Consider the following 11663-nt stretch of genomic DNA (forward strand, 5'->3'; position numbering starts at 1 on the left):
AGAGAAACCATGCATAAGCGAATGTTGAAGTGCCTGGCGGCGGGGCTGCTGAGCCTGGCCGGACTGGCCGGCGCGCAGGCGCAGCAACCCACCAGCCTGGTGGTGGCGTTCCCGGCGGGCGGTCCGGCCGACTCGCTGGCGCGCATCGTGGCGCAGCAGTTGGAGAAGGCGCTCAAGCATCCCGTGCTGGTCGAGAACAAGCCCGGGGGCAACGGCGCCATCGCCGCGACCTACGTGGGCCGCTCGCGTCCGGATGGCAATACGCTGTTCCTGAGCTCGGTGGGCGCCATCTCGATCAACCCCGGCCTGTATCCCAAGCTGATCTACGATCCCATCGAGGACTTCACGCCGGTTTCGCTGCTGGTGTCGGTGCCCGAGGTGCTGATCGTGGGCGAGAACAGTCCGCTCAAGACCGCCAAGGACTTCGTTGCCAAGGCAAAGGGCGATGGCCTGTCGATGGCCTCGTCCGGCGTGGGCAGCATGCCGCACATGGCCATCGTGCAGCTGAAGAAGGCCACGGGCGCGAATCAGATCCTGCACGTGCCGTACAAGGGCGCCGCGCCCGCCATCACCGACACCATCGGCGGACAGGTGGCCGGCTTCATCGGCGACGTGTCGGGCCTGATGCCGCAGATCAAGGCGGGCAAGGCGCGCGCGCTGGCGATTGCCGCGCCGAAGCGGTCGCCGGTGCTGCCGGATGTGCCGACTTTCGACGAGTTGGGCATTCCCAACGTGTACGCCAACAACTGGTATGGGCTGTTCGCGCCCAAGGGCACGCCGCCGCAGAAGATCGCCGAACTGAACGAGATGGTGGCGACGTTGATGGCGTCGCCGCAGATGAAGGCTTACGCCGAGGCGACCGGGGTGGAGCTTTCGCCGACGACGCCGCAGAAGTTCGCCGAGATCGTGCGGGACGACATGAAGAAGTGGGGCGACCTGAGCAAGGCCGAAGGGATCCAGATGGATAATTGATCCGGCAGCGGGTCGAGTTGATCGATGGGCTCCTGCGGGAGCCCATCGTCCATGCTGCGCGCCGGCAGGCGATATAGGACAATCCGGCTCGTCCTTTCCGGAAATGCGCCGCGGTCTCGCTGGCGCCTCACATTGGTGCAAGTTCACTCGCCTCGTCCCGCCATGAAGGTCCTCCTGCATGATTTGCCGGCTGCGGCGCCGACCGCGCGATCAACGCGCGGAGCGGCCCGCCATGCCATGCCGGGCCGCTCCGGGGTCCGACGCCATGCTTGATGCCTTGCGACGCACCCTCGCGCTGCCGGACTGGGTCGGCCTTTCGTCCCTGCGCATCGATCCGGATGGCATCGCACAGGCAACGCGGACGTTGCCGCCACGGGCCGCGCAGACCTTGGCGGGGCTGACGGCCAACATGGCGGACAAGCGCCGCAACGAGTTCGTGGCGGGCCGCGTCTGCGCCGCGCGGGCGTTGCATGGCGCCGGCGTGCGTGCGGCGGACATGCCCGCTGACGGCATCCTGCCCATCGATGGCCGCCTGCCGGTCTGGCCGGCGGGGTGGGTGGGCAGCATCAGCCATGGCAACCGCTGGGCCATCGCGGGCGCCGCCAGCGCCTCCCGCTGCGAGGGCCTGGGCCTCGATCTGCAGGAGCTGATCGGCGTCGAGACCGTGGCGCAAGTGCAAGCCCTGATCGCCACCGAGGCCGAGCTGCGGCGCCTGGATACAGGGCTCGACAGGCAGCAGGCCCTGACGCTGCTGTTCTCGGCCAAGGAGGCGCTGTACAAGGCCCTGTATCCGCGCCTGCGCGTGTTCCAGGAGTTCGACGCGGTGGAAGCGACCGCATTGGAGCCGGCAGCGATCCGGCTGACCTTGACGCGGGACTGGCACGCGCGGGACTGGCGCGCGGGGCAGTCCATCCGGGTGCGCCACGCCTGGGACGGCGGCCAGGTGCTGACTGCCTGCTGCCTGGCGAGGGACGAGCGGGCGCCGGGTTGAATCCGCCAGGCCTGACCTGGCCGTCGCGCTGGCTCAGGGCTTCAGCAGCAAGCGGAAGCCGAACGTGTTCACCCCGCCTTCGCTGCTCATGAACACATCGCCGCCGTGCATGCGCGCGATGCCGCGCACGATCGACAGGCCCAGCCCGTGATGCGCCCCGCTGCGGGTGCGGGCCGCATCCGCGCGATAGAACCGCTCGAACAGCTGCGACTGCTGCGAGACGGGGATCGGGTCGCCGTGGTCCGACACCTTCACGGCGGCATATGCGCCATCCCGCGCGATGGTGACGGTGACGGTGGAGGGCGCGTTCGCGTAGCGCGCGCTGTTGGACAACAGGTTGGCCAGCGCGCGATGGAACAGCCGGCGGTCCGCGCACACCTGCGCGTCGCCGCGCAGCACCACGTCCATCCGCCGCTCGCTGAAGGATTCTTCCAGATATTCGACGGTTTTCTCGGCCTCTTCGCGCAGCGAGATGTTGCTCAATTCGGACGCCCGCGTGCCGTTGTCGGCGCTGGACAGGAACAGCATGTCGTTGACGATGCCGCTCATGCGCTCCAGCTCTTCCAGGTTCGAGGCCAGCAGGTCCTGCAGCTCGCCGGCCTGGCGTGGCTGGCTCAGGGCCACCTGGGTCTGGCCGATCAGGTTGGTCAGCGGCGTGCGCAATTCGTGCGCCACGTCGGCGTTGAAGCCCTCCAGCTGCCGCCAGGCCGCCTCGCGGCGCGCCAGCGAATGGTTGATCGACTCGGCGAGTTCGCGGATCTCGTCGGGCGCGGGGTCGATGGCCAGCCGCTGGCGAGGATCGTTCGGGGGGAGGGCGTTGGCCTGCTTGCTCAGGCGCCGCACCGGGCTGAGCCCCACCTTGGCCACCCAGTAGCCCAGGATCGCCACCAGCAGGATGCCCAGGCCCGACGCCACGCGCAGCATGTGGACGAAGCGGTCCTTGGTGTGCAGGTACGAGGTGGAGTCCAGGGCGATGACGAAGCGCACGGCCGGGCGTTCGCCGCGGCCCGCGATCTTGCGCGACAGCAGGCACCAGATGCGTTCGTTCTCGTCGTGCACGGTGTGCACGACGTCGTCCTTGAGCGGGCCGTCGTCGTTGATCTTGGGCGTGGGGCCGTGGCGCCAGCGTGCATCGTCCGACAGGATCCAGTATCGGATGCGGCCGTTTTCCTGCATCGCGTTCAGCTTGGTGTGGACGACGCCCCAGTCTTCCAGCCGGTCGCGGTAAGAGATCAGGGGGTCGAGCAGCGTATGCTGCAGGGTCAGTTCGCCACGGATCTGGTTGCGCACGGCCTCTTCGAGCACGTGGTAGAGCACCATGGCCACGCTGCCGAACACGACCGCGCCCGTGATGGCGATCATGGCCGCCAGGCGGCCCGCGATGGACAGCCGGCGGATCATGCGACGGCGGCAGGCAGGCCGTCCGCGCGCGCCTCCAGCACGTAGCCCATGCCGCGCACGGTGTGCAGCAGTTTGTTCTCGTACGGAGCATCGACCTTGGCGCGCAGGCGCTTGACGGCGACTTCGACCACGTTGATGTCGCTGTCGAAGTTCATGTCCCAGACCTGCTCGGCGATCATCAGCTTGGACAGCACCTCGCCCTGGCGGCGCGCCAGCAGGGTCAGCAGCGAGAATTCCTTGGCCGTGAGTTCCAGGCGTTGCCCGGCCCGCACCGCGCGGCGCGCCAGCAGGTCGATGGACAGGTCGTCGATGTTCAGGACGGTGGCTTCCAGCGTGTCGCTGCGGCGGCGGGTCAGCGCCTGCAGCCGGGCCACCAGCTCGATGAACGAGAAGGGCTTGGCCAGGTAGTCGTCGGCGCCCTTGCGCAGGCCATCGACCCGGTCGTGTACGGTACCGCGCGCCGACAGCATGATGACGGGCGTGGATTTGCGGCGGCGCAGGTTGTCCAGCACGGCGTGGCCATTCATCCCGGGCAGCATCAGGTCGAGCACGATGGCGTCGTAGTCGGACTCCAGCGCATAGTGCAGGCCGTCGGTGCCGTTGGCGGCCGTATCGACCGTATAGCCCTGTTCGACCAGGCCGCGAAGAATGTAGGAAGAGGTCTTTTCCTCGTCCTCGATGATCAGGACACGCACGGGAATCATTGCCTTTCTTATGGACACGCCACGGGCGCAATGGCCCAGTTCGGGGGGAACTGTAGGCAATGTAGCGGGTCGGGGGGCTGTCCGCCAACTGACAATTCTGTCAGGCATCACGGCAGGGGGCGAGTTGCTGTCATTCTGTCAGCAGCGCGTCAAGGCACTGACAGGCACGGACGCCTAAAGTTCGGCTGGCTTGTTGCTTGCGGCGTACTCGGGATGTCGGGGCTGCGTCCCGCAGCCGCCTCGTTCGCCGCCTGCCAACCGGCACAAGGACGAATGATGAGACTGTCCGGCAACGGCTTCAATTTCAACGACATCGTGTTCTTCGTGGAGGTCGCCAAGCGCCAGAGCCTGTCGCGCACGGCCGAGTCGATCAACGTCCCGCCCTCGACGCTGTCGCGCCGCCTGCAGGTGCTGGAGCAGCACCTGGGCGTGGAACTGCTGGCGCGCAGCACGCGCAAGATCGCGCTGACCGAGGCGGGCAAGTTGTATTACGAGCGTTGCCGGCAACTGGTCGAACAGGTGTCGGACGCGCAGGACGTGCTGCTGCAACAGGGCATCAAGCCCGTCGGCACGCTGAAGATGCTGCTGCCCGATCCCCTGGACGCGCTGCGGTTCTCCACGCTGGTCCAGGCGTTCGCGCAGGACTGGCCGTCGCTGGATTTCCATTGCGACTACACGGGCGGCCGGGGATGGGATGCCAGCCGCGAATTCGACGTGGCCCTGCGTTGGGGCGCGCAACCCGATTCCGACCTGGTGGCCCGGTGCCTGGGCTTCGTGCCGTTCCGGCTCTATGCCTCGCGCGACTATCTGGCGCGGCACGACAACCCGCTGACACCGGAAGATCTCGACAGCCATGAATGCCTGCGCTGCGACGTCTGCCCGGAGCTGATGTCATGGACGCTGGTGCAGGACGATGAGCGCGCCGCCGTGCGGCCGCAGGCAAGGATGCGCGCCAATGACCTGGAGATCGTGCGGCGCTTCGCCTTGGCGGGCATGGGCATCGCCGCCTTGCCCGCCACGGGGATATCGGACTCGCGCCTGGTGCCCATCCTGCCGCACTGGCGGCTCGATCCCGTGGGCATCCATGCGCTGTTCGGCAGCCGCACGCCGCCGGCGCGCGCACGTGCCTTCGTGGACTTCCTGGTGGACCGCCTGGCGGTGCTGTCGCGTCGTTCCAGCGTGCTCGATTCGGTGTCCGAGGTGTTGCCAGGCATGCCTGACAGCACTGACCCGTTCGCGTCCCGAAAGGGTCAGGCGTGGATCCCTAAAGTGGAGGCATGGACGCTCAGCGCCTAGATCCGGGCCACCCCGGGCGTCCTTGTCCAAACTTCGTCGAGGTACACCATGCAGAAAGCCCAATCCCTGAAGATCGTCGCCACCCTGATGTTGTCGATGCTGGCCATCGGCGCCGCGCACGCCCGGGAAGAAACCGTTGTGCCCAAGGGCGAGAGCACGCTGTCGCGCGCCGACGTCGTGCGCGACCTGCAGGCATGGAAGCAGGCCGGCCTGGACGAGGAGTGGCGCACCGAGAGCACGCCCGACGTCTACAGCCCCGCGTACCGCGCGAAGTACGAAGCGTACGTTCGCCTGACGCAGCGTCCCGGCGTGCCGTCGGCCTCGCCATCGCAAGCCCGGCCCGAACCGCGTGGCTGATCGGCCTGCGCGGCCGGGCCGTGCAGGGCATGCATGGCCCGCCAGGCTTCAGAAGCGGTGCCGCAAGCCCACCGCATACTGCGTCTGCCGCCACCCGGCATCTTCCCAGGCGCCGCGCAACTGGCCGAGAATGGCGTACACGTTCGTGCGGCGCGACAGGTCGTGCGAGTAGCCGACCGAGGCGATGTGCTGCGCATGCGTCGCGCCTTGCCGGGCCAGTGCGCCCTCATGCTCGGGAATGCTGGATTGCCACGAGGCCATGATCGTTCCCGCGCCGACCTGCCAGCCCAGGCCCGCCAGCAGGCCGTGCACCGTGCCGCCAGGAAAGTAGGGCGTCTGGCCGGGTGACGGCGCGGCGGGCAGCGTCGAGCCGTGGCGCATGTGCGAGTACGCCAGGTAAAGCGTGGCGGGGCCGATCTTGCGCCGTCCCGCCAGCGAGACCGCCCATGGCTGCTCGGCGCCGCCCGCCGCGGCCATGGCGCGGCCCTCGGCGGTGTCCGCGGCCCAGCGCCCGCCTTCGTAGGTCAGGGCCACGGCCGACGTGCCGTCGTCATAGCCCAGCGCGGCGCTGTCCAGGCGATTGGCGCTGTTCGTGGCGAAGCCGCCGCCGCCCGTGGCATCGAAACTGTGGTCGACCGCCACGCGCCAGGGGCCAGGCATCGGCAGGCGCCAGGCCAGCGTGTTGTCGGCGCGGTTGGCGTTGAAGGGCAGCAACGCGGTCTGCGCGCCCAGGTTCAGGTAGGAGGCCAGGAACGGATCGAACTCGCCCAGCCGTTCCGACGACACCGAGGTCTGCCGGCCCGCGCGCAGTTCGCCCCAGGCGCCGCCCACGCCCAGCCAGGCGCCGCGGCCGAACAGGCGGCCGCCTTGCGCGCTGCGTCCCGTGGTGGCCAGCACGCCGCTTTCCAGGTGATAGCGGGCATAAAGGCCGTCGCCCAGGTCTTCGCGGCCGCGCAAGCCCCAGCGCGAGCCGGACTGCATGCCGCTCTGCATGTTGTGAGAACTGCTGCGTTCGCGGTCGTGGAAGCCGGCCAGGCCCAGGTCGACCACGCCGAACAGGGTGGGACCGTCAGCTTGCGCTGCGAAGGCCGGCGCGGCCGAGGCCAGGCCCAGCGACAGGCAGGCCGCGCGCCATCGGGATACGTGCGTCATGGCGTGCCCGTCTTACAGGTACTTCAGCCACGCGATGTCGCGGCGGCGGGCCTTCAGTTGTCCGAAGGCGCGCACCGGCCAGTACAGGGCCACGCCCAGCACCACCGTCAGCACCCACAGCATGCCCACGCCGTCCACGCTGAAATACTGCCCCTGGTTGGGGCCCCACATCGCCCTGGCCGCCAGGTACAGCGCCTTCAGCACATACAGATGCAGGATGTAGAAGAACAGCGGCGCGGCGCCGTACACGCACATCACCCGCACGGCGGGGCGCGCGTCCAGGCGTTCCAGCCAGGCCAGCAGCAGCAGGCCCAGACCCAGGGTCAGCAGCAGGAAGAACAGGGAGGGCGGATACTTGGTGATGTTGATGAAGCTCATGAGCGAGCGCACCGCGTCGTCCTGCGGGCTCCAGCCCTGCGCCTGGCCATAGGCGTTGAACGTGCGCAGCGCCACGAACAGCGCCAGGGCGCCCACACCCGCCAGGCACAGGCGCCGCCGGCGTTCGGCGGGCGCCACCGTGCGCGCGAACCACGGACCGCACGCATAGCCCAGGGCGATCACGCCGATCCAGGGCAGCAGCGGATACGACGTGCGCAGGCGCAGCGATTCGCTGACCTCGATCCAGCCCCGGTCATGCAGGATGGCCCAAAGCACGAAACCGGGTTCGCCCACCGCCACGTGGATGCCGTCCAGCAGGTTGTGGCCGGCCACCAGCGCCACGCCCACCGCGATCAGCGCGGGACGGGGCAGGCGCACCAGCAGGGCCAGCGCCAGCATCGACAGGCCGATGGCCCAGATCACCTGCAGGTAGACCACCGAGGGCGGGAACTGGAACGTCCAGGCGAAGTTGACCAGCGTGAACTCCAGCACCACCAGGAACAGGCCGCGCTTGGCCAGGAAGGCGCTGGTGGCGCTCAGGCTGCCCGCTTTCTGGCCGTAAAGCCAGGCGGACAGTCCGGTCAGAAAGACGAAAACGGGCGCACACAGATGCGCCAGCACGCGGGAGAAGAACAGCTCGGGCGGGGTGTTGGCCACGTCCATGGGATCGGTGACCTGGGCATGCAGATACACGGTTTCGCGCACGTGATCCAGCAGCATGATCAGCATGACCAGGCCGCGCAGGGCATCGATGGACAGCAGGCGGGAAGAGGGAACGGAGGAAGAAAGACCAGTCATCGGGTACGGCAACGGCAAGCCGGCGGGCGGCGGGGGAAGCCTGGCGCCGGTCGAAGCGTCGGCCCAGGGCGTCGAGGGTCGGCAGTGTAATGAAATAACATTTCATCATCAAGCGAAATGTCAGCTTGAGCGCGCGGAACTGCCCCGCCGTCCCCCGCCGCGGCCTGGCGGGGCAGCCGATGCCGTCGGGCGGCCGTGCTTCGGCCCCCGTCAGGGGCTGGGCTTGAGCCACCCCGCGATGGCGCCCGGCCTGGCCTTGCCGGACTTGGCGGCCGCGTCGATGGCGGCCTGGATCGTGCTGGCGCCCGGCGAGGGTTTCAGGGCCTGGGATTGCGCGATGGCCTTCAATGCCTGCGGATACTGGCGCTGTTCCGCCAAGGCCACCGCCAGATAGACCAGGACACTGGGAGCGTGCTCGTAGGCGCTGCTGGGCTCGTGGGCCTCCCACGAGGTCTTCCACCGGGACAGGTGCTCGACGGCGTTGCCATACTGCCCGGCCAGCACCGCCGCCATGCCGATGTGCTGATGCAGGGCGGGCAGATCCCGGGGCATTGTCGTGGGCAGCGCCAGGGATTTCTCGAACGACGCCACCGTCTTCGCGAAATCCAGTTTCTGCCGGTAGGCGTGCCCCATGCCCTCCAGCGCCAGCGCCGCCATATCGGGGTTGGCCGACGTGGACAGGCCACGGAACGTATCGACGGCGGCATCGGGCTTCCTGGCTTCCAAGGCCGCGAAACCGCGCTTGAGGGCGGCGATTTCCGCCTGGGGCGGATCCGCGGCCGGTTCGGCCGCCTGGGCGCAAGCGGCAAGACACAGTAGCAGGGCGCCCGCATGGGCCTTGAGCAGGGTCGGCACGACGATCTTTCCGGTTCGGAAAATCCGATATTGTGCCCGTTGGACGGCCGGGCCGCCGCCCGTCGTACCGGTCAGGCCAGCCATGCCCCCGCGGCCGCCGCCAGGCCGACCACGATGACCGGCGACACCCTTGCCACGGCCAACAGTCCGAATGCCGCCAGGGCCAGCCCGGCGTCTGCCCGTGTGTGGATCGCACTGGTCCAGACCGGGTCGTACAGCGCCGCGCCCAGGAGGCCGACCACCGCCGCGTTGATGCCCGCCAAGGCGCGCTGGATTCCCGCGCGCTGGCGCAGCGCCTCCCAGAACGGCAGCGCGCCGGCCACCAGCAGCACGGCGGGCGCGAAGATGGCCAGCAGCATCGCGAGGGCGCCGGCCCAGCCGCCCAACGGCGCGGGCATGAGGGCGCCCAGGTAGGCGGCGAACGTGAACAGCGGACCCGGCACGGCCTGCGCCGCGCCATACCCGGCCAGGAACGCCTCGCTGCCGACCCAGCCCGTCTGCACCACACCGGCCTGCAACAGCGGCAGCACCACGTGCCCGCCGCCGAACACCAGGGCGCCCGCCTGGTAGACGGTGGCGATGGCGGGCAGCAGCATCGACCGGGCGTCCGCCGCCAGCACGGGCAGTGCCACCAGCAAGGCGCCGCACAGCATGAGCAGCGCGGCGCCCATGCGCCGGGAAACGCCGTAATCGCGGTGTTGCGACGGCGGCAGGCGGCCCAGGCGCAGCCCCCATCGTCCGATCAGGCCGCCGGCGACGATGGCGCCGATCTGGCCCGGGGCGCTGGGCAGCGCCAGCGCCAGCAGCGCGGCGGCGATGCCGATGCCGGCCCGCATCCGGTCGGGGCACAGAGACCGGGACATCCCCCAGACCGCCTGGGCGACGATCGCCACGGCAGCCACCTTCAGCCCATGGGCGAGGCCCGACGCAGCCAGCCCCGCCCAATGCTCGATGCCGAACGCGAACAACACCAGCAGCAGGGCGGAGGGCAGCGTGAAGCCGGCCCAGGCGGCCAACGCGCCGAGCCAGCCGGCCCGGCCCAGCCCCAACGCGAAACCGACCTGGCTGCTGGCCGGCCCCGGCAGGAACTGGCACAGGGCCACGAGATCGGAATAGCTCCGGTCGTCCAGCCAGCGGCGGCGCTCGACGAATTCGGCGCGGAAATAGCCCAGGTGCGCCACCGGCCCGCCGAACGACGTCAGGCCCAGCTTCAGGAAGGCGCCCAGTACCTCGCGCGGCGACCCTGGACGGCCAAGGTGTCCGGTATCGGGATCGTGCGCCGGGAAGTCGGTCATGCTGGTCTGCCGCATCGTGGAATCGGCGGATTGTCACCGATAAGCCGATGCGGCGGGAAGCCGGCGCGCGCCCTCGGGTACCATCCAGGGTCGTGCGTCGATCTCACGGCTTCGAAAAACCAAACGGGAAGGTGGCATGTCAGAGACAACCGCGGTGCGCGTGTGCCGCAGCGACGAACTCGTCAATGGCGGGCTTTGCGTGAAACTGGCCGCGCAGGATCGGCACGGCCCGACCTCCGTGTTCTTCATCCGCTATCAGGACCGGGTGTACGGCTACCTGAACCGCTGCCTGCACATGGGCATCGCCATCGACTGGGAAGGCAGCGTCTTCACGCGCGCGGGCGACCAGCTGATGTGCGCGCAGCATGGCGCCACGTTTGCGCCCGACACCGGCGCCTGCATGGGCGGCCTCAACATGAAGGGCCGGCTCAGTCCCTTGCAGGTGCAAGAGCGGCAGGAAGGCGGGGACAGCGTGGTGTACTGGCTGCCGGACGAGCGCGTCTGGCCTGCCGCGCAGCCGGCGGCCTGATCGGCACCCTGGACGGACGGCACGCCCGCCCGCCGCGGGCGCCGGATTTTCCCGGGCGCGCCGATGGCGTGTCTACGGCTTCACCGTGTCCAGCCAGGCCTTCACATATCCCAGCACTGCGTCTTCCTGCTCCCGATGCGGCACATGCCCGCAAGAGGGCAGGATGTGCAGCGTGGTGTCCGCCGGGGCCAGGCTGGCGATGCGCCTGGGATGTTCGGTGGAACCGTATTCGTCGGTATCGCCATGCAGCGACAGGATCGGGCTGCGCACCTGGCGCAGTTCCTCGTCCAGGTTCCAGCGGGCGAACTCGGGCGCCAGCCAGGAATCGATCCAGGCATGCAACACCCATTCGGCCTTCTCGCCGTGGTACTTCGCCAGCCGTTGCAACTGGGCGGGATCGGCGAACGCCTGCCTGGCGTCGCGGATGCCGTTCAGGGTGCGGTCTTCGGCGTACATCTGGGCCGATTCGCATATGAGTCCCGCGCAGGCCGACGGATGGCGCGCCGCGCAGGCCACCGACATGCCGCCGCCCACGCTGTGCCCGAACAGCACGAAACGCTCCAGCGCCAGGGCCTCGCGCACGCTGCGAAAGCCTTCGTCCGCCTCGGCCTGGATGAAGTGCAGGGGGGGCAAGGTGCCGGGGTTGGGATCGGACCGGCCGAAACCCAGGCGGTCGTAGGCGATCACGTCACGGCCGGTGGCCGAAGCCAGGTGCGCCGGAAAATCTCGCCACAGGTCCACGCAGCCCAACGAGTCATGCAGCATCACGATGGGAGGCAGGGCGCCGAAGCCCTCCTCGCCTGGCGTCCAGCGCCGCACGAAAAGCCCGCCTTGATCGGTGGGCACCCGGTAATCGTTGGTTTGAATCGTGGACATCCGCTTCCTTTCCCGTGAAATGCCGCAGCGCGCCCGCCGCCATGCCGATGCGTACACAG

12 protein-coding genes are annotated in these 11663 nt (G+C 69.1%); 5 read left to right on the plus strand and 7 right to left on the minus strand.

Features of this window, described 5'->3' with window-relative positions; all coding sequences use genetic code 11:
* Window positions 1-9: 9 nt before the first annotated feature.
* Window positions 10-972, plus strand: coding sequence for a Bug family tripartite tricarboxylate transporter substrate binding protein (locus tag A6745_RS16040; RefSeq protein ID WP_066129139.1), 963 nt, complete (start codon window positions 10-12; stop codon window positions 970-972).
* 265 nt (window positions 973-1237) lie between these two features.
* The gene (locus A6745_RS16045; protein ID WP_197488176.1) at window positions 1238-1963 is read left to right on the plus strand and encodes a 4'-phosphopantetheinyl transferase family protein; all 726 of its coding nucleotides are present in this window, start codon (window positions 1238-1240) and stop codon (window positions 1961-1963) included.
* Between the two features lie 33 nt (window positions 1964-1996).
* On the opposite strand, the gene A6745_RS16050 is transcribed toward A6745_RS16045, so the two are convergent.
* Window positions 1997-3364 (minus strand): heavy metal sensor histidine kinase, encoded by a 1368-nt coding sequence (locus A6745_RS16050; protein WP_066129142.1) that lies wholly within the window; start codon window positions 3362-3364, stop codon window positions 1997-1999.
* A complete protein-coding gene (locus tag A6745_RS16055) occupies window positions 3361-4059 on the minus strand; it encodes a heavy metal response regulator transcription factor (RefSeq protein WP_066131293.1) in 699 nt (232 codons plus the stop codon). Before A6745_RS16055 ends, A6745_RS16050 begins: the two co-directional genes overlap by 4 nt.
* A gap of 282 nt (window positions 4060-4341) precedes the next feature.
* On the opposite strand from A6745_RS16055, the gene A6745_RS16060 reads away from it, so the two are divergent.
* Together A6745_RS16060 and A6745_RS16065 are read left to right on the plus strand one after the other, a co-directional pair.
* Window positions 4342-5364 carry a LysR family transcriptional regulator gene (locus tag A6745_RS16060; RefSeq protein WP_066129145.1) on the plus strand — a complete coding sequence of 341 codons (1023 nt, stop codon included), beginning with the start codon at window positions 4342-4344 and terminating at the stop codon, window positions 5362-5364.
* A gap of 48 nt (window positions 5365-5412) precedes the next feature.
* Window positions 5413-5721: a DUF4148 domain-containing protein gene (locus A6745_RS16065; RefSeq protein ID WP_066129146.1), complete on the plus strand. Its 309-nt coding sequence runs from the start codon at window positions 5413-5415 to the stop codon at window positions 5719-5721.
* Between the two features lie 48 nt (window positions 5722-5769).
* Here the strand turns inward: A6745_RS16065 and A6745_RS16070 are convergent, their stop codons facing one another.
* The 4 genes from A6745_RS16070 to chrA form a co-directional block, all read right to left on the minus strand.
* Window positions 5770-6873 carry a porin gene (locus A6745_RS16070; RefSeq protein WP_066129149.1) on the minus strand — a complete coding sequence of 368 codons (1104 nt, stop codon included), beginning with the start codon at window positions 6871-6873 and terminating at the stop codon, window positions 5770-5772.
* Between the two features lie 12 nt (window positions 6874-6885).
* A complete protein-coding gene (locus A6745_RS16075) occupies window positions 6886-8049 on the minus strand; it encodes a DUF1624 domain-containing protein (RefSeq protein ID WP_066129152.1) in 1164 nt (387 codons plus the stop codon).
* 210 nt (window positions 8050-8259) lie between these two features.
* Entirely contained in the window at window positions 8260-8904 is a 645-nt protein-coding gene (locus A6745_RS16080; protein WP_066129154.1) for a hypothetical protein, read from the minus strand.
* Between the two features lie 71 nt (window positions 8905-8975).
* Window positions 8976-10199, minus strand: a complete 1224-nt coding sequence (gene chrA / locus A6745_RS16085; RefSeq protein WP_066131295.1) for a chromate efflux transporter — start codon at window positions 10197-10199, stop codon at window positions 8976-8978.
* 136 nt (window positions 10200-10335) lie between these two features.
* Here chrA and A6745_RS16090 point away from each other — a divergent pair, with 136 nt between their 5' ends.
* A complete protein-coding gene (locus A6745_RS16090; protein ID WP_066129157.1) occupies window positions 10336-10728 on the plus strand; it encodes a Rieske (2Fe-2S) protein in 393 nt (130 codons plus the stop codon).
* Window positions 10729-10800: 72 nt separating this feature from the next.
* Here the strand turns inward: A6745_RS16090 and A6745_RS16095 are convergent, their stop codons facing one another.
* Window positions 10801-11604 carry an alpha/beta fold hydrolase gene (locus tag A6745_RS16095; RefSeq protein ID WP_066129159.1) on the minus strand — a complete coding sequence of 268 codons (804 nt, stop codon included), beginning with the start codon at window positions 11602-11604 and terminating at the stop codon, window positions 10801-10803.
* Window positions 11605-11663 lie beyond the last annotated feature (59 nt).

Origin of the sequence: Bordetella ansorpii (assembly GCF_900078705.1) — a bacterium.
Classification (GTDB): Bacteria; Pseudomonadota; Gammaproteobacteria; order Burkholderiales; family Burkholderiaceae_B; genus Bordetella; species Bordetella ansorpii_A.